This window comes from Streptomyces sp. NPDC127097 (genome assembly GCF_042724075.1).
GTDB lineage: Bacteria > Actinomycetota > Actinomycetes > Streptomycetales > Streptomycetaceae > Streptomyces.
The window spans coordinates 1-22,732 of the sequence record NZ_JBHXFI010000038.1; the positions used below are offsets into that span (position 1 = coordinate 1).

The window sequence follows — 22,732 nt, forward strand, 5'->3', positions numbered from 1 at the left end:
CCTGTGTTGTGGACGTAAAGCGAAGCAGTCCACAACACAGGCCCTGGAGGACCGCACCCGGCACCCACCACGGACAACACGCGGCCCCCGCCCAAACCCACACCCCCGCCGGAGGCGACACGGCGCCGCAGACGACAACGTGCGGCTACAAACGAAACGTGCGGCTACAAACGATGCGCGGCGCCCGTAGGAGTGGCGCCCCTGGTGTCCAGCAGCAACTGCGCCTTCACGGCCAGGCCCTGGAGGTCATAGGTCCGGTGGGCCTGGAGCAGGACCGTCAGATCCGCGGCGGCCGCGGCTTCGTACAAGGAGTCGGCCCTAGGCACGGGCCGACCTAGCACGTGCCACTGGGGGACGTACGGGTCGTGGTACGTGAGGTGCGCCCCCAGTTCCGTCAGGCGGGCGGCGATCTCGCGGGACGGTGAGCCCGCCTGGTCGCCGATGTCCGGCTTGTAGGTGACGCCGAGCAGCAGGATCCGCGCGCCGCGGGCGGATTTGCCGTGCTCGTTGAGGAGGGTGGCGCAGCGCTGGATGACATAGCGCGGCATCCGGCCGTTGACCTCCTGGGCCAGTTCCACCATGCGGAGCGGGTGGCCCGGGGCACGGCCCTTGTACGCGAGGTAGTTGGGGTCGATGGGCGCGGCGTGGCCGCCCACTCCGGGGCCGGGGCGGAACGCCTGGAAGCCGAACGGTTTGGTCTCGGCGCAGCGGATGACGTCCCACAGGTCGACGCCGATCTCATGGCAGAAGACCGCCATCTCGTTCATCAGGGCGATGTTGATGTGGCGGTAGTTGGTTTCCAGGAGCTTGGCGGTCTCGGCCTCGCGGGGGCCGCGGGCGCGGACGACCTTGTCGGTGAGGCGGCCGTAGAAGGCGGCGGCCGCTTCGGTGCAGGCGGGAGTGAGGCCGCCGATGACCTTCGGGGTGTTGGCGTAGCGGTGGGTGCGGTTGCCGGGGTCGTGGCGGCCGGGGGAGCAGGCGAGGTGGAAGTCCCGTCCGGCGGTGAGGCCCGAGCCCTCCTCCAGGAGGGGGCGCAGGAATTCCTCGGTGGCGCCCGGGTAGGCGGTGGATTCGAGGATCACCGTGGTGTGCGGGCGCAGCTGTGCTGCCAGGGTGCGGGCGGCGTCGGCCAGGGCGGTGAGGTCCAGGGCGCGGTCCTCGCCGAGCGGCGTGGGCGTGCAGAGGACGGCGGTGCGGACCCGGCCGAGGGCGGTGGGGTCGGTGGTGGTGCGGAAGCCGGCGGAGAGCAGCCGGCGGAGTTCGGTGGTGGACAGCGGACCGTCGGCGCCGGAGAGCGCGGCGGTGGGCGGATCGGGGTCGTAGCCGATGGTGCCGATGCCGGCGGCGGTGGCGGCCTGGGCGAGTGGGAGGCCGAGGTGACCGAGTCCGATGACGGCGAGGTCTGCGGGCATGCTGCGGCCGTCCTTCCCGAGCGACTGCGAATGGCGTGTGCGCATCACGTGTGCGGAGGGCGCATAAATACACTAAGCGGATATTTGACCCAGAATAGGGATTGGTGGATCAAGGCGGCGGGGTGTTGCCGCCCGGAGCGGAGGGTGGATACCGGCACGCGGCGTGGACAGAATCGACGGACGGGGGGTGTGGCCCCGATCACAGCGGGAGGCAGCGGTGAAGACAGCGATACTGGGACCGGCGCAGCGGGCCGAGGCGCTCGCCCGAATGGCGGAGCGGGAGCTGGACATTCTCGTGGTCGGCGGCGGAGTCGTCGGCGCGGGGACCGCGCTGGACGCGGCGACCCGTGGTCTGTCCACCGGACTGGTCGAGGCGCGGGACTGGGCCTCGGGCACGTCCAGCCGGTCGAGCAAGCTCATCCACGGCGGTCTGCGGTATCTGGAAATGCTGGACTTCGCGCTGGTCAGAGAGGCGTTGAAGGAGCGGGGGCTGCTGCTGGGGCGGCTGGCGCCGCATCTGGTCAAGCCGGTTCCGTTCCTGTATCCGCTTCAGCGCAAGGGCTGGGAGCGCTGGTACGCGGGCTCCGGTGTGGCGCTGTACGACGCGATGTCGGTCTCGTCGGGGCACGGCCGCGGACTGCCCGTGCACCGGCACCTGTCGCAGAAGCGGGCGCTGCGGGTGGCGCCCTGTCTGAAGAGGGACGCACTGGTCGGTGCGCTCCAGTACTACGACGCGCAGATGGACGACGCGCGCTATGTCGCCACGATGGTGCGGACCGCGGCCGCCTACGGGGCGCAGGTCGCCAACCGGGCGCGGGTGGTGGGCTTTCTGCGCGAGGGCGAGCGGGTGGTCGGCGTACGGGTCGAGGACGTCGAGGGGGGCGGCGACTACGAGATCCGGGCGCAGCAGATCGTCAATGCCACCGGCGTGTGGACGGATGACACCCAGGCGCTGATCGGGGAGCGCGGACAGTTCCACGTCCGCGCGTCGAAGGGGATCCACCTGGTGGTGCCCAAGGACCGGATCCACTCCTCGACCGGATTGATCCTGCGGACGGAGAAGAGCGTCCTGTTCGTCATCCCCTGGGGGCGGCACTGGATCGTGGGGACGACGGACACCGGCTGGGATCTGGACAAGGCGCATCCGGCGGCCTCCAGCGCGGACATCGACTATCTGCTGGAGCATGTGAACGAGGTCCTCGCGACGCCGCTGACCAGGGACGACGTGGAGGGGGTGTACGCCGGGCTGCGGCCGCTGCTGGCCGGGGAGTCGGACGCCACCAGCAAGCTGTCGCGGGAGCACACCGTCGCGCATCCGGTGCCGGGGCTGGTCGTGGTGGCGGGCGGCAAGTACACGACGTACCGGGTGATGGCGAAGGACGCGGTGGACGAGGCGGTGCACGGCCTCGACCAGCGGGTCGCGGACTGCGTGACCGAGGACGTGCCGCTGGTCGGCGCCGAGGGGTACAAGGCGCTGTGGAACGCGCGGGCCCGGATCGCGGCGCGCACCGGACTGCATGTCGCCCGTATAGAGCATCTGCTGAACCGCTACGGCTCGCTGACCGAGGAGCTGCTGGAGCTGGTGGTGGCCGATCCGGCGCTGGGCGAACCGCTGGCGCACGCGGACGACTATCTGCGGGCCGAGGCGGTCTATGCCTGCACCCACGAGGGCGCCCGTCATCTCGACGACGTGCTGACCCGGCGCACCCGTATCTCCATCGAGACCTTCGACCGGGGCACCCGCAGCGCCCGCGAGGTCGCCGAGCTGATCGCGCCCGCGCTGGGCTGGGACGACGACCAGGTCGAGAAGGAGATCGCGCACTACCAGAAGCGGGTCGAGGCGGAGCGCGAATCGCAGCGCCAGCCGGACGATCTGACGGCGGATGCGGCGCGGCTGGGGGCGCCGGACATCGTGCCGCTCTAGGAGCGCGGCAGCCGCACCCGCGGACCGGAGCGGGAAGCTGTCAGCCGCGCCGGGCGCAGAACTCCGCCGTCAGGACCGCCGTGTCGGGGACCGCGGCGGAGTGGGTGTCGGTGTTGACGCGGTAGCTGAGGACGTGGCGGCCGTCGGCGGTGGCGGCGGTGCGGGCGTGGGAGCCGTTGATCTCGCCGTTGTGGCCCCAGACCGTGACGCCGCAGGGCAGCTCGGTCGCGTAGAGGCCGAGGCCGTAGGCGCCGCCGGTGTGCTTCTCGTCGCGTATCTGCGCCATCTGGCGGGGCGCCAGGAACCGGCCGCCGAGGAGCGCGGAGAAGAAGCGGTTGAGGTCGCCCAGGGTCGTGACCATCTCGCCGGCCGCGCCCGCCCAGCTGGGGTCCAGCGAGGTGGCGTCCACCCGCCGGTCGCCGATGTGGGAGTACGCCCGGCCGTGCGGCCTCGGCAGCGCGGGGACGGTGCCGGGGAACGAGGTGTGGTCGAGCCCGGCGGGGACGAGGAGGCGGCGGCGGATCTCGGTGGCGTACGGGCGTCCGGTGACGGCCTGGATGACCAGGCCCAGTACGAGGTAGTTGGTGTTGGAGTAGGAGTACCGGGCGCCCGGGGCGGCCGCCGGCCGATGGCGCAGGGCGGTCCGCAGCAGCTCGGCGGGGGTGTGGCGGTCGTAGCGGTGGGCGCCGAAGCCGGTACCGAAGAGCTGTTTCGCCAGCCGGGGGTCGTCGGTGTAGTTGAACAAACCACTCGTGTGGTCCAGCAGCTGGCGGATCGTCACCCGGCGGAGGCCGCCGCGGTCGCCGGGGCCGGTGGCCGGCAGGCCCGGCGGGAGGTGGGCGGCGGCGCTGTCGTCAAGGGCCAGCCGGTGCTCGGCGGCCAGTTGGAGGACGACCGTCGCGACCAGGGTCTTGGTGAGGCTGCCGGCCCGGAAGTGGTCCCGGGGCCCCATGGTGCGGCCACTGCGCAGATCCGCCACACCGGCCGTGGAGAAGCGCGCGGCCCGGTACCCGTCGTGGGTGGTGAGCGCGGCCGCGCCCGGGATCCCGTCGCCGACCAGGCGGTGCAGTGCCGGCGCCGTCCGCGCGGGCGGCCGTGCGGGTCCCAGGGCCACGGGGGCGAGGCGGGGTTGGCCGGTGGAGGCCGTCAGGAGCAGCGTGGCCAGGACCGCCAGGGCGCCCGTACGGACCAGGGCGTGACGGTGGCCCGCCGGGTGCGGCGCCGGGCGGTGGCCGCGGGCCGCGGCCGGGCGACGCGGGCGCTTCGTCATCGGGACTCCCGTTCGTCGGGGCCATCATGACGGGTACGGGGTGTTGTTCGGCACCGACCCGGGCCTTCCGCACGGCCGCGGATGAGGGAGAATGAAGGCTCTGCCAGGGTGGGTTGTCCGAGTTGGGCCAGTTTGGTGATCGATGCGATGTCGAAGCTGCCAACTCGGCTGGATTGCAGAGGGGATGCAGTGGGCGACGAGGTCGAGATGGACGGCAAGGGGGGCAGGCTGCTCGCCGGGCGGTACCGGCTCGCCGATGTTCTCGGCCGGGGCGGCATGGGCACGGTCTGGCGGGCACGTGACGAGGTCCTGGGCCGTACGGTCGCGGTCAAGGAGCTGCGCTTCCCGGGCGGGGTCGAGGAGGACGAGAAGCGTCGTCTGATCACCCGCACGCTGCGCGAGGCCAAGGCGATCGCCCGGATCCGGAACAACGGCGCGGTGACGGTCTATGACGTGGTCGACGAGGACGACCGCCCGTGGATCGTGATGGAGCTGGTCGAGGGACGCTCGCTGGCCGAGGTCATCCGTGACGACGGCCCGCTCACCCCGCGCCGTTCCGCCGAGGTCGGCCTGGCGGTGCTCGATGTGCTGCGCGCCGCCCACGCCGCGGGCATCCTGCACCGCGATGTGAAGCCGTCCAACGTCCTGATGTCCGACGACGGCCGGGTCGTGCTCACCGACTTCGGTATCGCCCAGGTCGAGGGCGACCCCTCCGTGACCTCGACCGGCATGCTCGTCGGCGCCCCCTCCTACATCTCCCCGGAGCGCGCCCGCGGCCAGAAGCCGGGCCCGCCGGCCGACCTGTGGTCGCTGGGCGGGCTGCTGTACGCCTGTGTTGAGGGCGTGCCGCCGTACGACAAGGGCTCGGCGATCGCCACGCTGACGGCCGTGATGACCGAGCCGGTCGAGCCGCCGAAGAGCGCCGGCGGGCTGGAAGAGGTCATCTACGGCCTGCTGGTGAAGGACCCGGAGGGCCGGCTGGACGACGCCGGGGCGCGGGCGCTGCTGCTGGATGTGGTGCACGCCCCCGAGGCGCGGAAGCCGGAGCCCCCGCTGGACGAGACCCGGGCGATGGTGCTGCCGACGGTGCCCAAGGAGCGGGCCACGGCGAAGTCTGACGGTGCGCCGAAGCCGAAGCCGAAGCCCGCCGTGAAGTCGCGGGTGCCGCGCAAGCCGAAGCCGAAGCCGGCCGCCGCCACGGTGGCGGAGCCGGCGGCCGGGAGCGGGACGGCGTCCGCCGGTGCCGCGGCGGACACGAGCACGGCCGCCGCCAAGGCCGGCAGCGCCAAGGTCGCCGCCACGAGCACCCCGGAGCGCACCGAGCGCCCGCAGCGGAAGGCGACCCCGGCCGCCGGGGAGACGGCCGGCGCGGACCGTGCCGGCTCCGGCGCGTCCCGTCCCACGCTCACCCGCCCCGGATTCGACACCGAGGCCGCCAAGGAGCGGCTGCGCGGTGCGCTGCGGACGGTCCGAACGGCGGCCGCCGCGGCGAGAGCCCGTGTGGACTCCAGACCCGCTGACGGGAACCGTCCGGCCACCCGGGCTTCGGTGACCGATGTCGTCCCGCGCCGCACCCTGGTCATCGTGGCCGTGGTCGCCGTCCTGGCGGTGCTGGGCACGGTCCTGGCCGTCGCGCTGAGCGGCGACGACGCCACGAAGAACAGCGGCAAGCCGGCCGGCAAGCACGACAGGTCGTCGTCCGCGGCGAAGGCGAAGCCCTCCACGGAGTCGGCCGGCTCGGGCGAGGACGCGGAGCAGGGCGGGCCCGCCTCGCCGGAACCGCAGCTGCCCGGCGGGGTCAGCCCGGCCGAGGACAAGGACGGCACCGGCGGCAAGGACGGCAAGGGCGGCAAGGGGGACAAGGCGGTGCCGGACGGCTTCGCCCAGATGTCCAACGGCACGTTCCACTTCGGTATGGCGATGCCCAAGGGCTTCCACCAGACGGGCACCGCGGGGGCGGGCTCCGGCGTCATCTACAGCGCCTCGGGCGGCTTCCCCCGTGTCCAGGTGGACTACAACGCCGAGCCCGGCAGCGACGCGGCGGCTTCCTGGCGCAGTCTGGAGCCGGCCGTGCGCGGCTCCGTCGAGGACTACCACCGCATCAGCATCAAGACGGTGAAGTGGCGGGGCTATCCGACCGTCGCCGACTGGTCCTTCACACGGCGTCAGAGCGGCCAGGACGTCCGGGTCCTCGACCGTGGCTTCCGCGCCGACGACCAGCACGGCTACGCCATCATGATCACTTGCAAGAAGGACACGTGGCCGGACAAGGAGTGCCAGGACGTGGTCTCGACCGCGTTCAAGACCTTCGCGATCAAGGACTGAGCGCGGGACCGGGTGCGGGCCGGGCGGCGCACGGACAGAGTGCGCGTCGTTGCGCGGACCGGCCCGCAAGCCGCGGTGCGGGCACGTATCGTGAGACCGCGAAGACCGTACGCATCCGCAATCGGCGGGAATACGACCGGAAGTGACCGGAGGCGCCCAGCGCCGAGGGCGTTCCGGTGCGACGGTAGACACAGCGCGCGCTGCGGGGAGGCGTCGTGGACGAGTACGCGGGAAGGGTGCTCGCCGAGCGTTACCGCCTGCCGTTGCGGCCCCTCGGCGATGACGACTTCACCGAGTCCCGGGCGTTCGACACGTTCAGCGGACAGGAGGTCCTGGTCCGCCAGGTGCCGCTGCCCGAGGTGGTCGACGCGGAGGTGGTGGGGGCGGAGCCGGCCGGGCCCGCCGAGCGGGGCACCGGCGCCGGCCGCTACGGTCCCGCCCGGCTGACCGCCGGAGCGGGGGTGGCCGACCGCAGCCCCCGGGACCCCGCGGTACGGCGCGCGCTGGAGGCCGCCACGACCGCGGCCCAGCTCGCCGATCACCCCCGGCTGGAGCAGGTCTTCGACGTCTTCGCGCAGGACGGCAGCCTGTGGATCGTCGCCGAACTCCTGCTCGCCCGCCCGCTGTCCGCGCTGCTCGCCGAGCGGACGCTGTCCCCGCACCGCGCCGCGGAGATCGCCGCGGATCTGCTCACCGTGCTGCGGGTGCTGCACGCGGAGGGCCGGCTGCACCGCAACATCACCGCTCACACGGTCCTGGTCTGCGACGACGGCCGGGCCATCCTGACCGGTCTGGCCGCGGGCGCGGCCCAGGAAGCGCTGTGCGGGACAGAGCCGTCCGCCACCGGTGACCCGCAGGACGGGGCCGCGCCGGACGCCCCGGCCGCCAGGACCTCGCTGCCCGACAAGACCTCGCCGACCGACAAGACCTCGCTGACCAAGCCGGCGCCGGACGAGGACACCACCGGCCCCGCGTACGGCCGGCCCACCGCCGGGCTCGCCGCCGAACGGGCCCGGCAGGCGCGGCTGACCGTCGTCGGCCCGCTCACCGAGCGCTGGGCGCCGGAGCAGGCCGGACCGGTGCACGAGAACTGGCAGCTGGCGCCGCCGGTCGGCCCGGCCACCGATCTGTGGGCGGTCGGCGCGCTGCTCTACCGGAGCGTGCAGGGGCAGCCGCCGTTCCCCGAGGACAGCGCCGTGGAGCTGGCGCAGCTGGTCTGTTCGCAGCCGCCCGCGGACGCCGAGGAGTGCGGGGCGCTGCGGCCGGTCGTCGAGTCGCTGCTGCGGCAGGACCCGGCCGACCGCCCGGACGCCGAGGAACTGAGCGGCTGGCTGCGCTCCTTGATCCGTACGGCGCCGGAGCCGGCGGTCGGCAGCCGGCTGGTGACGATGCCGGCGGAGGGGGCCGATCCGCGGCGGCTGCCGATCGTGCGGCGCCGCGGCGAACTCGTACGGAAGGGCCGGCACAAGAAGACCCGGGCGGCCCGCCGCACCCGGCCGCAGCCGGCCCCGGCCGCCGTGGGCGCCGCCGCGGCCGCACCGCCCGTTCCGCAGGCGCCGGCCCCGGAGCAGCCCACCCCGCTCGTCTCCACCACCCGCCCGCCGCGCCCCCCGAAGCAGCCGAAGCCGCTCCGGCAGTCCAGACCGGCCCGGCCCGGCAAGCCGGCCCCGCCGCCCGGACGGCGCGCGCCCGCGGACCGGGACCCGTACGACCAGCGGACGCCGGACGGGCCGGGCCCGGACGCCGCACCCCGCCCGCCGCGCGGGCCGCGCCACCTCGGCCGGCTGCTGCTCACCGCGATCCTGCTGCTGCTCGTCGGCGCGGTCGTCTATGCGATGGCGTTCCTGCCGAAGTCCGGCCCGGACTCCAAGGCGGGCGAGCGCGGTGCGGACCGTACGGGCAGCTCGGGTGCGGCGCCCGCCGACCCCGCACCGTCCGGGGACCAGGAGGGCGACCGCGCCTCGGCCGGCACCGGCGCACCGCAGACCACCGAGCCCGCCGAGGTCGCCAAGGGCTTCGAGGTACGCAGCGACCCGGAGGGCTTCCAGGTCGCGGTCCGCGAGGGCTGGCAGCGGCGCGGCGCCAACGACCGGGGCCAGGTGCGGTACGTCGGCGGGGACTATGAGCTGGTGGTGGTGCCCGGCCGCGACACGACAGCGCGCTTCGGCTCCGACCCGATGGCGTATCTCCAGAACAAGGAAGCCGAGCTGGCCCCGTACCGCTCCTCCGGCTGGGCCTCGGCCTCCGGCCTCCAGCGGATCGACGTCGGGAAGACGGCCATGGCCGAGGGCACCTTCTCCTGGCGCGACGCCAGCGGCCGCGAGGTGTACGTACGGAACCTCGCGATGATCCACAAGGGCCGCTACCACCTGGTCCTGGTGATCGGCCCGGACCGCGGCCGGCACGAGATCGACCAGCTCTACACCCAGGCGACGAGCGCCTACCGGCCGGGCTGAGGCGTTCCGGGGGGGGCCGCGGCCTCACCCCGGCCGGCCGCCCCCGAACCGCTCCCGCAGCTCCTGTTTGAGGACCTTGCGCAGCGTGGCGCCGCGGGGCAGGGCGGGCAGCAGCTCCAGCTGTTCGGGGAGTTTGTACCGGGCGAGGCCCTGGGCGAGGAGGTGCGCCGAGACGGCGGCGAGGGTCAACTCCCCGGCATTCGGGGGCTGTTCGACGACCGCGCAGACGCGTTCGCCGCGCTCGGGGTCCGGCAGGCCGATGACCGCGGCGTCGGCGATGTCCGGGTGGCGGTAGAGGAGTTCCTCGATCTCCTGGGCGGAGATGTTCTCGCCCTTGCGGATGATGATGTCCTTGAGGCGGCCGGTGACGACGAGGTGCCCGGTGGGGGTGAGGTGGCCGAGGTCGCCGGTGCGGAGGAAGCCGTCGGCGTCGAAGGGGGCGGGCTCGTCGAGATAGCCGCGGCAGACGGCCGGGCCGCGCAGGGTGATCTCGCCGCTTCCGGGGGCGATGCGGATCTCCATGCCCGCGGGCGGCCGGCCGTCGGTGTGGGCCAGGTGCGCGGGGCTGTCGTACGGGTCGCCCATGGTGACCATGGGGGCCTCCGTCATGGCGTAGCCGTGGGTGAGCCGGCAGCCGAGTGCGGCGACGACCTCGTGGTACAGCGCGGGAGGTTTGGGCGCGCCGCCGCCGGCCAGCAGCCGCAGCGAGGGCAGCAGCCGGCGGCCGGGCGGCAGCTTGCGTGCCTCGGCGAGGAAGAGGGCGTAGAAGGCGGTGGAGCCGCCGGCCAGGGTGACCCGGTGCCGGCGGTAGGCGGCGAGCGCGCCGGGCAGCGCGAAGTGTTCCAGGAGGACGGCGGGGGTGCCGTGTTCCAGCAGCATGACGGTGTAGTCGGGCCCGGCGACATGGGCGTACGGGAAGGCCATCGAGCCGATGTCCGACGGGGCCAGGCGCAGGGCCGCGCCCAGCCAGTGCCCGGCCGTGCGCAGAGTGCGGTCGGTGTGCAGCACGCCCTTGGGGGCCGCGGTGCTGCCGGAGGTCCAGTAGATCCAGCGGACCGTGTCGTCGTCGGCCGGTGGCGGGGGCAGGACGGCCGGGTCGGCGTCGGGCAGGGTGTCGTACGCCTCGATGACGGTGGGCGGACGGGGCAAGCCGGCGTCCGCCGTCACGCGGTGGTCGAAGCCGCGCCGGACGCCGGGGACGGCGAAGAAGGCCGCGCCGGTGCGGCGCAGCACCTGAGCGGTCTCGTGCGCGCCGTAGAGCGGCAGCACCGGGCTCTGGACGGCGCCGATCCGGGCCGGCGCGAGGCTGAACAGCACGGTCTCGATCCTGGTCGGCAGCTGCCAGACGACCCGGCTGCCCGGCCGTACGCCCTTCTCGTACAGGCCGTCCGCGACCCTCCCCCGTGCCTAAAGGGCACGGGAGGTGCCCCCATCGCGCGCCGGTGCAGGGCGCCGAAGCTGATCCGGCGTTCCTGCCGGGCGGACTCGGCCCCCTGGATGAGGGCCGGGGCGCCGGGGGTACGGGCGGCACGCCAGGCCACCAGGTCCCAGAGGGTGGTGCCGGTCATCGGCCCCTCCTGTCGCCATTTCACTGACGATGCGTCAGGTCGACTGCCGAGAGTAGAGGCCGGTGCCTTGTCGGTCCAGAGGGGCCGGGGCTAGGCTATTTCTGACGGTGCATCAGATTCGGACGAGGGGCGGACGATGACGAATCCGGTGGAGGGCGTCGACGACGCGGCGGGCCACCCGCCGCTGTGCGGCACCGCGGTCCGCGGGCCCGGCCCGGGCCTCGGCGAGTAGCCGCGCCATGGACCTCAGCTGCACGCCTGAGGAGGAGGACTTCCGGGCCCGGCTGCGCCGGTGGCTCGGCGAGGTGCTGCCGAAGCTGCCCGCACCGCCCGCCGCGACCGACTGGCCCGGCCGCCGGGCGTACGACACGGCCTGGCAGCGGATGCTGTACGACGCCGGATACGCGGGCCTGCACTGGCCGCGGGACGCCGGCGGGCAGGGTGCCACCCCCGCCCAGCACCTGATCTTCCTGGAGGAGACCGAGCGCGCCGGCGCCCCCTATGTCGGCGCCAACTTCGTCGGACTGCTGCACGCCGGGCCCACCCTCGCCGCCGAGGGCACCGCCGAACAGCGGGCCCGCTGGCTGCCGCCGATCCTGCGCGGCGAGGAGATCTGGTGCCAGGGCTTCAGCGAACCGGACGCCGGCTCCGACCTCGCCGCGCTGCGCACCCGGGCCGTCCGCGACGGGGACGACTACGTCATCACCGGCGCCAAGATCTGGACCTCGCACGCCGAGGTCGCCGACTGGTGCGAACTCCTCGTCCGCACCGACCCGGCCGCGCCCCGGCACCGCGGCATCAGCTGGCTGGCGCTGCGGATGGACGCGCCGGGGGTGACCGTCCGGCCGCTGCGCACCCTCGCCGGTTCGGCGGAGTTCGCCGAGGTGTTCCTCGACGAGGTGCGGGTCCCGGCCGCCCACCGCGTCGGCGCGGAGAACGACGGCTGGCGGGTGACGATGGTGACGCTGTCCTTCGAGCGCGGCACCGCCTTCGTCGGCGAAGTGGTCGCCTGCCGCCGGGTGCTCGGTGAGCTGGCCGAGGCCGCCCGCGCCAACGGCCGCTGGGACGATGCCGTGCTGCGCCGCAGACTGGGCCGGCTGAGCGCGGAGTTCACGGCGCTGTGGCGGCTGACCCAGTGGAATGTGAGCGAGGCGATGCGAGGCGCCGCGCGCGGCGGGCAGCGGGGGAGCGGCGGGGTCCCGGGCACCGGCGGCTCGGTCTTCAAGCTGCGCTATTCGCACGCCCGCCAGGAGCTGTACGACGCGGCGGCCGAGGTGCTGGGCGCCGGTGCGCTGGACGCGGACCACCCATGGGTCGCGGACCGGCTGTCGTCCCTCTCGTACACCATCGCGGCCGGTACCTCGCAGATCCAGCAGAACATCGTCGCCGAGCGCATCCTCGGCCTGCCGAAGGGTCGGTGACCGGGCGGTGGATTTCCAACTCAGCGATGAGCAGCGGGCGTTGAAGGACGGCACCCGGGAGCTCCTGGCCGGGCGGTTCGGCCGGGACCGGCTGCGGGCGGCCGTCGAGGACCCCGCACCGGACCGTGCGCTGTGGCGTGAGCTGGGCGCGGCCGGGTTCTTCGCGCTGCGGCTGCCGGAGCGGGACGGCGGGGTGGGGCTGGGGCTGCCGGAGGCGGTGCTGGTCCTGGAGGAGGCCGGGCGGGCGCTGCTGCCCGGACCGCTGGTGGCGTGCCAGCTGCTGGCCGGGGCGGTGGACGGGGTCGCGGCCGGCGAGCGGATCGCCGCGCTGTGCGACGGGGCGCGGGAGCCGCTGCTGTGGGAACACCCGGCCGGCTGCGATGAGTTGATCGTGCTGGAGGGCGGCGTCGGCCGCGCCGGGGGCGAGGCCGGCGGCCGGGTGGGAGGCGCGCGGGGGCGCACGGGCGGTGCGTACCGGAGTGCGTCGGCCCAGGTGTCCTGCGCCCCGTTTGCTTCCGTCGATCCCCTCACTCCGCTCGCCCGCGTCCTGGACCTGCCGGGCGCCGAGCTCGTAGCCGTGGACGCGCCGCGGCTCCGGCGCGAGGCCGCGTTGCTCACCGCGGCGCAGCAGCTCGGCAGCGCCGTCCGCACGGTCGAGATGGCGGCCGGCTACGCGCGCGAGCGCGAGCAGTTCGGCGTCCCCATCGGCTCGTTCCAGGCCGTCAAGCAGCTGTGCGCGCAGATGCTGGTACGGACGGAAATCGCCCGAAGTGCGGTGTATGCGGCGTCGGTCACGGAGAGTGCTCTCGACATCACGGGCGCGAAACTGCTCGCCGACGAGGCCGCGGTGCGCAACGCCCGGGACTGTTTGCAGGTCCACGGCGGAATGGGCTTCACCTGGGAGGCCGATGTCCATCTGCACCTCAAGCGGGCCTGGTGGCACGCCGAATGCTGGGGAACGGCGGGCGAGGCCGAGGAACTGCTGGCCGCGGGCCTGATCGCCTGACGGCGCGGAGGTGAAGGCCGGTGCGGGGGTGCGGGGCGGCGGCCGGTGTCAGACTGTGGCACTCCGTGTACGGAATGTCGGACTCACTACGCAGAAGCGGTCACGGAGTGTCGATATCGGGTTGTGTCCTAGGCGTGACTCGTCACAGGGGGGAGTCGGCGTTCCGCTCGGGTACTCTCCGTTGGGTGCGAGTGGTTCTGTGGCGCAACGAACCCGGTGCCGTCGGCAGGGCGGCTCCGGGGTACGGACTGCGCGCCGCTCGCCTCAGGCAGGGACCCGGTTGTCCCCCTTGTTCGACTCCCCGCGAAGCGCGTCGCACAGTATGCAGGATGCATACTCCCTTGCGCTGGAATATGCCCGAAGCGCTTGTTGGGGTGACTGAACGTCAACCATGCTGTGCTTCGCCGGGGTCACGCACCGTGACTCCGTGGAGGCGCGAGGCGATGTTTCCGCCGGTTCGGATGGTGTGAGCGGTGCAGGTGCTTCAGGTGCAGTTGGACGTACGGCCCGACCCCGCGGAGGTGGGGCGGGCCCGGCGGTGGGCCCGGTCGCGGCTCGTGGGTTCCGGCATAGGGATCGATGAGCCACTCGCGGAGACCTTGATCCTGTTGATCTCCGAGCTCGTCACCAACGCCGTGGTGCACACCGGCGCGGCGGCCGAGCTGCGGATGTGTTTCTCCGGCTCGGGTGCCGTGGTGGGCACGGTCCGGGTCGAAGTGGTGGACGCCAGCGCCCGCCCGCCGCGCCAGCGGCACGCCGACGGTGACGACACCAACGGCCGCGGCCTGGAGCTGGTCGACGGTCTGGCCGATCGCTGGGGCTGGCAGCAGGAAGGCGCCGGCAAGCGGATCTGGTGCGAGGTGGACCGCGGTCGCCCGCTGCTGATGGCGGCGGGGGCCGATCTCGGGGCGTATGAGCCCTCTTGTGCGAGGTCACGCACCGTGACGCATCAGGCGTAATCGAGTCGATCGGCGCACAACCGGCGCTCCTCCAGCAGAACCGGCAAACCGGTCGTCACGCATTTAGTCCAGACCAGGTGTTGACGTGGCGTGCCCACGTGATCACTCTTGGGTGAAGCGATGCGCCGTGAGGGGACGCCGAGGTCGTGCGGACCGGGATATCGGTCCGGGCCTTGGCGAGTGCGGATCGCGGCCCGGTCGGGGGCCCGGCGGGAGCCGGGGGAGGGTGGCGGTCCGCGGTGCCGTGCTCGGGGCGCGCATGAGCGCACCGCCACCTGACCGGCCGGGCGCCGTCGAGTCGCCGGCCGGTGCGGTCGGCGACTCGGCGCGGCCGCCTCAGAGGATCGCCACGGGGGCGACCGGCGCCCCGGTCCCGCCGACGAACGGTTCGGCCACCGCGGACAGGAAGAAGGCGAAGCGGCCCTCCTGCGCGCAAGCCGCCGACAGCTCCTCCAGATTCCAGTTCTGGCCCTGAAGCATGCCCATCTCCACGAGATGGAGGGCGTGCACCGGCATCCACAGGTTCTCGATCTCCGGCGGGAAGATCTCGAAGGTCAGGGTGTCGTTGGCGACCGCCGCGACCTCGCGTGCGTGGAACCACTCCGGGGTGCGCAGTGACAGGCCGGGGGACGGGAAGGCGTAGGTCTGCCGGTCGCCGGCGAGACAGTGCCGCAGCTGACCGGTCCGGACGAGGACGATATCGCCGGCCCGGACCGTCGTCCCGGCCAGCTCCTCGGCGGCGTCCAGGTCCTCCGGGGTGACGGCGTGCCCGCCGGGCAGCCCGTCGGTGCCGTGCACCCGGGCGACGTCCAGGAGGACGCCGCGGGAGGCGATCGGGGTGGCTTTCTCCAGGCCGAGGGCGGTGGCGCCGCCGTGTGCGGTGACCGAGTCGGCGGGGCGGTTGTTGTAGAGCCGTCCGGAGTGGGAGACATGGGCCAGGCCGTCCCAGTGGGTGGCGGCCTGGAGGCCCATGGTGACCGCGTCGTCGGAGGTCGCGACCGTACCGGGGCCGAAGATCTCCTGGTTGATGGCGGTCATGGTGTGCAGCGGGTTGACCCGGCCCGGGATCACGCCGGTCTGTACGCCGTCCTGTCGGAGGGGGAGGGCGAGCGGGATCCGGCGGCCGCTGCGGATGCCGGCGGCGGCCTCCCGGACGACCTGAGGGGTGATCAGGTTGAGGGTGCCGATCTCGTCGTCCGCGCCCCAACGCCCCCAGTTGTTCACGCGTTTGGCGATGTCATGGAACTCCTGGGGCAGGGGCATGGGGCCTCCTCGGGGCGGCCGGGGCCGGTTCGGCCCGGGGTCTTGTGTTCGCATCGGGTCTGCTCAAAAATCTAACGGTCCGTCAGAAACTGCGGGAAGGGTCACGGCATGGGGAACTTCTTGTCCGGCAAAGTGATCGCCGTAACGGGGGCGGGCCGCGGCATCGGCCGGGCGGTCGCCCTGGCCTGCGCGGAACAGGGCGCGAAGGTCGTCGTCAACGACTACGGGGTCGCCATCGACGGCGGTGAACCCAGCAGCGAGATCGCCGAGTCCGTGGTGAAGGAGATCGAGGCGGCGGGCGGAACCGCGACCGCCGTCGCCGACGATGTGTCGACCATGGCCGGCGGTCAGCGCATCGTGGACACCGCGCTGGCGCAGTACGGACGGATCGACGGTGTGGTGTGCGTGGCCGGGATCCTGCGCGAGCGGATGCTCTTCAACATGACCGAGGAGGAGTGGGACCCGGTCGTCGCCACTCATCTGAAGGGGACGTTCACGGTGTTCCGGGCGGCGGCCGCGGTGATGCGCCGGCAGAAATCCGGCACCCTGCTGGGCTTCACCAGCGGCAACCACCAGGGGTCCGTCTCCCAGGCCAACTACTCCGCCGCGAAGGGCGGGATCATCTCGCTGGTGCGGAGCGCCGCGCTCGGGCTGCACAAATACGGAGTGACGGCCAACGCGGTGGCGCCCGTCGCACGGACCCGGATGTCGGAAAAGGTGCCGATGGAGCTGACCGAGATCGGTCAGCCGGAGGACGTGGCGGCACTGGTCGTCTATCTGCTGAGCGAGCGGGCCCGGGAGATCACCGGCCAGGTCTATACGGTCGCCGGGCCGAAGATCGCGGTGTGGGCCCAGCCGGTGGAGCTGCGCTCCGTATACGCCGACGGGGGTGGGTGGACGCCGGAGAGGGTGGCGGAGGTGTTGCCGGGTTCCGTGGGGACGGATCCGATGCCGATGCTGGCGCGGGTGGCCGAGATGGCGAGCGCCTCGGCGGCGGCGAAGGCGCGGCAGTAGCGGGCCCACGTTGTCGGCTGTCCCGCCGTGGGGGACCTCGTTCTTTCGCCTGCGGCGGGCCGGGTCCGCTGCGCGGGGCTGTCGGGGTGCGGTGACGGGCCTCCTGGGCCTGGTGTGTGGACTGCTTCGCTTTACGTCCACACACCAGGCCCCTCCGGCCCGTCCCCTCCCGTGGGGTGGGGGGTGTGAGGTTCGTGGGGGCGTGTGTGGGAGGGCGTCGTGGACTTTGCGTTCGGGAGTGCGGACGAGGGATTTCGGGCTGAGGCTCGGGCGTGGCTGGAGGGGCATCTCGTAGGTGGGTACGCCGAGTTGGCCGGTGTGGGTGGTCCCGGGAGTGAGCACCTGGGGGGCGGGGTGCGGCGGGCGTGGGAGCGGGAGTTGGGGAGTGGGGGGTGGATCGGGCTCGGGTGGGAGTGTGCGGAGGGGGCGTACGGGAACCGGGCGGGGAGTCTGACCCAGCAGGTCGTGTGGGCCGAGGAGTATGCGCGGGTCCGGGCGCCGGGGCGGGTGGGGCACATCGGGGAGAATTTGCTGGCGCCGACGCTGATCGCGGCGGGGGACGAGGCGCAGCGGCGGCGGTTTCTGCCGGCCATCGCCCGGGGGGAAGAGCTGTGGTGCCAGGGCTACAGCGAGCCGGAGGCGGGGTCGGATCTGGCGGGGCTGCGGACGGTGGCGGTCCGGGACGGCGGTGGCCATCGGGTCAGCGGGCAGAAGATCTGGACGTCACTGGCCGGGGAGGCCGACTGGTGCTTCGTGCTGGCCAGGACCGATCCGGGGGAGCGGCGGCACCGGGGGCTGTCCTTCTTGCTGGTGCCGATGGATCAGCCGGGGCGGATCGAGGTGCGGCCGATCCGGCAGATGTCGGGGACCGCGGAGTTCAACGAGGTGTTCTTCGACGGGGCGCGGGCCCCGCACGTGGTGGGCGGGGAGGGCGCGGGCTGGCGGGTGGCGATGGGGCTGCTGGCGCGGGAGCGCGGGGTGTCCACCCTCGTCCAGCAGATCGGGTTCGCCGCGGAGCTGGCCGCCGTGATCGACGAAGCGGTGCGCTGCGGGTCGCTGCGGGATCCGGTGCTGCGTGCGCAACTCGTCCGGCAGTGGGCCGAGTTGCAGGTCATGCGGTGGAACGCGCTGCGGACCCTGGGGGCCGCCGGGGACGCGGGCGCGCCGAGTGTGGCGAAGCTGTTGTGGGGTGGCTGGCATCAGCGGCTCGGGGAGCTGGCGATGCGGGTACGGGGGGCCGCGGCGGTGCTCGGGCCCGTCGACTGGAGCGCGCGGGCGCCGTACGAACTGGACGCGCTCCAGCGGCTGTTCCTGTTCACCCGGGCCGACACCCTCTACGGCGGCTCGGACGAGATCCAGCGCAACATCATCGCCGAGCGTGTGCTCGGCCTGCCCAGACTGGAGCGGTGATGAGAGGCGTCATATTCGACGGCGAGCAGCCCCGGGTCGTGGACGATCTCGTGGTGCGGGACCCGGGGCCGGGTGAGGTGCTGGTCGGGATCCGGGCCGCGGGGCTGTGCCACAGCGATCTGTCGGTGATCGACGGGACGATTCCGTTTCCGGTGCCGGTGGTGCTGGGGCACGAGGGCGCCGGGGTGGTCGAAGCGGTGGGCGCGGGGGTCGGGCACGTGGTACCCGGCGATCATGTGGCGCTGTCGACGCTGGCCAACTGCGGGGCGTGCGCGGAGTGCGACCGGGGGCGGCCGACGATGTGCCGGAAGGCGATCGGGATGCCGCAGCAGCCGTTCCGGCGGGGCGAGCGCGAGCTGTTCAGCTTCGCGTCGAACTCGGCGTTCGCGGAGCGTACGGTCGTCAAGGCGGTGCAGGCCGTCAAGATCGCCGAGGATATTCCGCTGACCTCCGCCGCGCTGATCGGGTGCGGGGTGCTGACCGGCGTCGGGGCGGTGCTCAACCGGGCGAAGGTGGACCGCGGGGACTCGGTCGTGGTGATCGGCGCCGGCGGGATCGGCCTCAATGTGCTCCAGGGGGCGCGGATCGCCGGGGCGTCGGTGATCGTGGCGGTGGACGCCAACCCGGCGAAGGAGGACGTGGCCCGGCAGTTCGGGGCGACGCACTTCATCGATGCGTCGGCGGTGGCCGACAGCGTCAAGGCGGTGAAGGAGATCCTGCCGACCGGCGCCGACCACGCCTTCGAGTGCGTGGGCAGCACCCGGCTGATCCGGCAGGCCGTCGATCTGCTGGACCGGCACGGCCAGGCGGTGCTGCTCGGGGTGCCGCCGGCCACCGCGGAGGCGTCGTTCCTGGTGTCGTCGATGTATCTGGACAAGTCGATCCTGGGCTGCCGTTACGGGTCGGCGCGGCCCCAGCGGGACATCGCGCTGTACGCCCGGCTGTACTGCGAAGGGCGGCTGCTGCTGGACGAGTTGGTGACCCGGACGTATCCGGTGGAGGACTTCGCGCGGGCGGCGGACGACGCGCATCACGGGCGGGTGGCCCGGGGGGTGCTGACGTTCGGGCCGGACCCCGGGGCGCCCCTGGCCCGATCCTGATGAACCCTGGCCTTCCGGCCACTCGTTCCGTCCGGGGGTGACGAACGAAGCTGCTCCGGTGACCCAGACACCCGAACTGCCCCTGCGCGGGGCGGCGGCCCCCGCCCCTGCCCCCGCGCCCGGCCGGCGCCGCCCGCACCGGGCCTGGTCCGTCGCCGCCGTCACCTTCCTCACCCTCATCGGCGCGGCGGGTTTCGCCTCCCTCCCCGGCCTGCTCATCGAGCCGCTGCACGACGGGTTCCACTGGTCGCGCGGCACCATCGGCTTCGCGGTGTCGGTGAACCTCGCGCTCTACGGGCTGACGGCGCCGTTCGCCGCGGCGCTGATGGACCGGTTCGGCATCCGGCGGGTGGTGGCGGCCGCCCTGGTGGTGATCGCGACCGGCGCCGGGCTGACCGTCTTCATGACCGAGAGCTGGCAACTCGTCCTGTACTGGGGCGTGTTGGTGGGGCTGGGCAGCGGCTCGATGGCGCTGGCCTTCGCGGCGACGGTCACCGGCCGCTGGTTCACCGCCCGGCGCGGGCTGGTCACCGGCATCCTCACCGCGGCCGGCGCCTCCGGACAGCTGATCTTCCTCCCGGCCCTCTCCTGGATCGTCGAACGGTACGGCTGGCGGCCGGCCGCGGTGACCGTCGCGCTCGCCGCGCTCGCCGTCGTCCCGCTGGTGTGGCTGCTGCTGCGCGACCACCCGGCGGATGTGGGCGTCGCGCCGTACGGGTCGGCGGAGTTCGTCCCCAAGCCGCCGCCGCAGCGGGGCGCGGCCCGGCGTGCCGTACGGGCGCTGCTCTCGGCGGCCCGTACGGGTCCGTTCTGGCTGCTGGCGGGCACCTTCGCGATCTGCGGCGCCACGACGAACGGCCTGGTCAAAACACACTTTGTGCCCGCGGCGCACGACCATGGCATGCCGATGACGGCGGCCGCCTCGCTGCTCGCGGTGATCGGCATCTTCGATATCGCCGGAACCGTCGCGTCCGGCTGGTTCACCGACCGCTTCCACACCCGCCGGCTGCTGGCCACCTACTACGGACTGCGCGGCCTGTCGCTGATGTTCCTGCCGCTGCTGCTGTCCGACACCGTCCACCCGCCGATGGTCTTCTTCATCGTCTTCTACGGTCTCGACTGGGTGGCGACCGTCCCCCCGACCCTCGCCCTGTGCCGCGAGCACTACGGGGACGACGCCGCGATCGTCTTCGGCTGGGTGCTGGCCGCCCACCAGGTGGGCGCCGCGCTGATCGCCTTCCTGGGCGGCCTGGCGCGCGATGCGTTCGGCACGTACAACCCGGTCTGGTACGCGTCGGGCGCACTGTGCGCCGTCGCGGCGCTGATGGCCCTGGTCATCCGGCAGGGACGGGCGGGTGCCGGGGACGGGCGGGTGGCCGTGGCCCAGGGGTGACCATCAACACAGGCCGGAGAGCGCCGAGTTGGTGGGAAGCGCGCCCGCCCGGGGCATCATCCAGGTGAGAGAGGTGATGGGCGATGGGGATGACGGCGGTCGGGGCCGGCAGGGTGGAAGGGGCCGGTGAGGCCGACGGGAGCGGGGCGGGCGGGGCGATCGCTACGCCCGGGCGTACCGACGAGTCCGGGCCCGTCGGCCCGGTCTGGAGCAGCCGGACCCTGCTGGTCTCGATGGCGGCGCTGCTGGCCGAGGCCGTCATCACGACGGTCGGGCTGACCCTGTACTCCTTCATCCAGGAGGGCCCGTCCGGCAATGGGTTCATGGCGGCCTTCGTGCTGCCGTTCGCGCTGGTCCTCGGTGCCCTCCCCGGCTTCGTGCTGACGGTCACCCTGGTGCTGCCCACGCTGTCGCTGGCGCGCCGCGCGGCCCGGTGGGGAGGGTGGCAGGGGCCGCCGAAGTGGTGGTGGACGGCGGCCGCCGCCCCGTTCACCGCGGCCGGTGCGACCCTGGCGTACGGGACGGTGCTCGCGCTCCTCACCCGCTCGGTGGGGCCGCCGCGGGCCTACCTCGTGTGCTGGCTGGTGCTCGCCGCGGCCGCCGTTCCCGCGGCGCTGCTCGCCGCGGTCGCCGGACGGGGCACCGGGGCCCGGCGGACCGCCGGGCTGGTGCTCACCGTCGTGGGCGCCGGCTTCCTGGCCGCGTTCGTACTGGGCGTGGGCATTCTCGCGACGGGCCTGTAGCCCGCGGATGAGGGGGCCAGGGGGACGGAGTTCGTCGGCGTGCCGCCGCCCTCACGGAGCGAAGTGCCCGAAGGCTCCCCGGTGGAAGAGGAGCGGGCCGTTCCCGGCGGCGGCCGGGTCGGTGCCGAGCGCCTCGACCCGGCCGACCACGATGAGGTGGTCGCCGCCGGTGTGGACGGCCTGGACCGTGCAGTCGATCCAGGCGGGGACGTCCGCCAGCCGCGGTGAACCGGTCACCGGCGCGGCCCCGAAGGGGACCGCCGCGAACTTGTCGCCGCCGCTGACCGCGAACCCGCGGCAGAGCTCGCCCTGTCCGGCGCCGAGCACATTGACGCAGAAGACCCCGGCGCGGGCGATCCGCGGCCAGGTGGTCGATGTACGCGCCACCATGAACGTCACCAGCGGCGGGTCGAGGGAGAGCGAGGCGAAGGACTGGCAGGCGAACCCGGCCGGGCCCGGCTCCCCGGGGGCCGTGATCACCGTGACCCCGCTGGCGAAGTGCCCCAGTACGGAGCGGAATTCCGCCGGGTCAAGAGGGGCGCGCTCGTCCTCGCGTACGGCGCGCAGCGCGGGCCGCGGCAGCGCGCCGGCGGGGGACGGCGCGGCCGCCGCCGTGGGCGCACCGACGGAGCGTAGGTACCGCACGACCGTGGCCGCCATTCCCGCATGTCCCATCATGCCTCTCATTGAATCTGATGGAGCGTCAGATGTGAAGGCGTGCGGAGCGGGCGCCACCCGCAGGTGTGGTTTCCCCTGTTTCCGGGATGATCTGCGAGGGATTCGGGGCAGATTGGGGCTGGATTCCTGATTGCGTGTCGTTCGCACGGGTAGCGTCCACTGCGGCCGCGTCCGTAGCCGAGCACGGGGGAGAGTTCCGGTACATGGCCGATGCGAGAGCGTCGTCAGCTTCGTCTGCCGCGTCACCCACCTTCGACGAGGTCTTCTGTGGGCTGCTGCCCCGGCTTTACCGAAGGGCGGTGATGCTGGCCGGATCGAGACAGTCCGCGGAGGACGTGGTGCACGAGGCATATCTCAAACTCGCGGCCCGCCCCCAGCGCTTCCTGGCCCATCCCGAGCCCTATGCCTATGCCTTCACCGCCGTCCTCAACGTCGCCCGCGACGCCTACCGCAAGGACCGGCGCCAGGTGCTGGTCGACGGCATGGAGGGCGTCGAGGAGGCCGGTGCGGGCGGCGCCGCCGGTGGAGCGCCTGGTGGGGCGCCCGGCGGCTGGGACGGCGGGGTGGAGCGGCGGCAGTCCGAGATCGAAGCGGTGCGCCTGCTGGGGAAGTTGTCCCATCGGCAGGCCGGCATCGTCATCCTCGTCGACCTCGACGGCTACACCATCGACCAGGCCGCCAAGATCATGAAGGTGCATCGTGGTACTGCCGCCCGCCATCGCGCCCGCGCGCTGGACAGGCTGCGCGCCTACCTCGTTGAATCGGAGCACGGGCAGGCCGGGAGGTGAAC

At 73.3% G+C, this 22,732-nt stretch carries 16 protein-coding genes and 1 pseudogene; 12 read left to right on the plus strand and 5 right to left on the minus strand.

The features are described from left to right. Positions 1-164: 164 nt before the first annotated feature. Positions 165-1,412, minus strand: coding sequence for a nucleotide sugar dehydrogenase (locus ACFWJW_RS25450; protein WP_387245727.1), 1,248 nt, complete (start codon positions 1,410-1,412; stop codon positions 165-167). Between the two features lie 217 nt (positions 1,413-1,629). Here ACFWJW_RS25450 and ACFWJW_RS25455 point away from each other — a divergent pair, with 217 nt between their 5' ends. Beyond that, a complete protein-coding gene (locus ACFWJW_RS25455; protein WP_387245729.1) occupies positions 1,630-3,336 on the plus strand; it encodes a glycerol-3-phosphate dehydrogenase/oxidase in 1,707 nt (568 codons plus the stop codon). A 40-nt stretch (positions 3,337-3,376) separates the two neighbouring features. Here ACFWJW_RS25455 and ACFWJW_RS25460 read toward each other — a convergent pair whose 3' ends face one another. Continuing rightward, positions 3,377-4,606, minus strand: coding sequence for a serine hydrolase domain-containing protein (locus tag ACFWJW_RS25460; protein WP_387245731.1), 1,230 nt, complete (start codon positions 4,604-4,606; stop codon positions 3,377-3,379). A 189-nt stretch (positions 4,607-4,795) separates the two neighbouring features. On the opposite strand from ACFWJW_RS25460, the gene ACFWJW_RS25465 reads away from it, so the two are divergent. Next, positions 4,796-6,931 (plus strand): serine/threonine-protein kinase, encoded by a 2,136-nt coding sequence (locus tag ACFWJW_RS25465; protein ID WP_387245733.1) that lies wholly within the window; start codon positions 4,796-4,798, stop codon positions 6,929-6,931. A gap of 215 nt (positions 6,932-7,146) precedes the next feature. Next, complete coding sequence (locus ACFWJW_RS25470; protein ID WP_387245735.1) at positions 7,147-9,387, plus strand: hypothetical protein; 2,241 nt, start codon at positions 7,147-7,149, stop codon at positions 9,385-9,387. A 24-nt stretch (positions 9,388-9,411) separates the two neighbouring features. Here ACFWJW_RS25470 and ACFWJW_RS25475 read toward each other — a convergent pair. Next, positions 9,412-10,955, minus strand: a pseudogene (locus ACFWJW_RS25475) (class I adenylate-forming enzyme family protein). 239 nt (positions 10,956-11,194) lie between these two features. Between ACFWJW_RS25475 and ACFWJW_RS25480 the strand changes: the two are divergent. The 3 genes from ACFWJW_RS25480 to ACFWJW_RS25490 all read left to right on the plus strand — a co-directional run bounded on the left by ACFWJW_RS25480 (position 11,195) and on the right by ACFWJW_RS25490 (position 14,341). After that, positions 11,195-12,376, plus strand: a complete 1,182-nt coding sequence (locus ACFWJW_RS25480) for an acyl-CoA dehydrogenase family protein (protein WP_387245737.1) — start codon at positions 11,195-11,197, stop codon at positions 12,374-12,376. Between the two features lie 7 nt (positions 12,377-12,383). Further along, positions 12,384-13,382 (plus strand): acyl-CoA dehydrogenase family protein, encoded by a 999-nt coding sequence (locus ACFWJW_RS25485; protein ID WP_387245739.1) that lies wholly within the window; start codon positions 12,384-12,386, stop codon positions 13,380-13,382. 473 nt (positions 13,383-13,855) lie between these two features. Beyond that, on the plus strand, positions 13,856-14,341 hold the full coding sequence (locus ACFWJW_RS25490) for an ATP-binding protein (RefSeq protein ID WP_387245741.1): 486 nt from the start codon (positions 13,856-13,858) through the stop codon (positions 14,339-14,341). Between the two features lie 336 nt (positions 14,342-14,677). On the opposite strand, the gene ACFWJW_RS25495 is transcribed toward ACFWJW_RS25490, so the two are convergent. Further along, positions 14,678-15,604, minus strand: a complete 927-nt coding sequence (locus ACFWJW_RS25495; protein WP_387245743.1) for a cyclase family protein — start codon at positions 15,602-15,604, stop codon at positions 14,678-14,680. A 108-nt stretch (positions 15,605-15,712) separates the two neighbouring features. Between ACFWJW_RS25495 and ACFWJW_RS25500 the strand changes: the two genes are divergently transcribed. The 5 genes from ACFWJW_RS25500 (at position 15,713) to ACFWJW_RS25520 (ending at position 21,264) form a co-directional block, all read left to right on the plus strand. Then, positions 15,713-16,618, plus strand: coding sequence for an SDR family oxidoreductase (locus tag ACFWJW_RS25500; protein ID WP_387245745.1), 906 nt, complete (start codon positions 15,713-15,715; stop codon positions 16,616-16,618). A gap of 219 nt (positions 16,619-16,837) precedes the next feature. After that, entirely contained in the window at positions 16,838-18,028 is a 1,191-nt protein-coding gene (locus tag ACFWJW_RS25505) for an acyl-CoA dehydrogenase family protein (protein WP_387245747.1), read from the plus strand. Further along, positions 18,028-19,128: a Zn-dependent alcohol dehydrogenase gene (locus ACFWJW_RS25510; protein ID WP_387245749.1), complete on the plus strand. Its 1,101-nt coding sequence runs from the start codon at positions 18,028-18,030 to the stop codon at positions 19,126-19,128. Before ACFWJW_RS25505 ends, ACFWJW_RS25510 begins: the two co-directional genes overlap by 1 nt. A gap of 58 nt (positions 19,129-19,186) precedes the next feature. Next, on the plus strand, positions 19,187-20,521 hold the full coding sequence (locus tag ACFWJW_RS25515) for an MFS transporter (protein ID WP_387245751.1): 1,335 nt from the start codon (positions 19,187-19,189) through the stop codon (positions 20,519-20,521). Between the two features lie 83 nt (positions 20,522-20,604). Then, positions 20,605-21,264 carry a hypothetical protein gene (locus ACFWJW_RS25520; RefSeq protein WP_387245753.1) on the plus strand — a complete coding sequence of 220 codons (660 nt, stop codon included), beginning with the start codon at positions 20,605-20,607 and terminating at the stop codon, positions 21,262-21,264. 51 nt (positions 21,265-21,315) lie between these two features. Here the strand turns inward: ACFWJW_RS25520 and ACFWJW_RS25525 are convergent, their stop codons facing one another. Next, positions 21,316-21,951 carry a flavin reductase family protein gene (locus ACFWJW_RS25525; protein WP_387245755.1) on the minus strand — a complete coding sequence of 212 codons (636 nt, stop codon included), beginning with the start codon at positions 21,949-21,951 and terminating at the stop codon, positions 21,316-21,318. Between the two features lie 194 nt (positions 21,952-22,145). On the opposite strand from ACFWJW_RS25525, the gene ACFWJW_RS25530 reads away from it, so the two are divergent. Next, positions 22,146-22,730 (plus strand): RNA polymerase sigma factor, encoded by a 585-nt coding sequence (locus ACFWJW_RS25530; RefSeq protein WP_387245757.1) that lies wholly within the window; start codon positions 22,146-22,148, stop codon positions 22,728-22,730. The last annotated feature ends 2 nt before the right edge of the window (positions 22,731-22,732 follow it).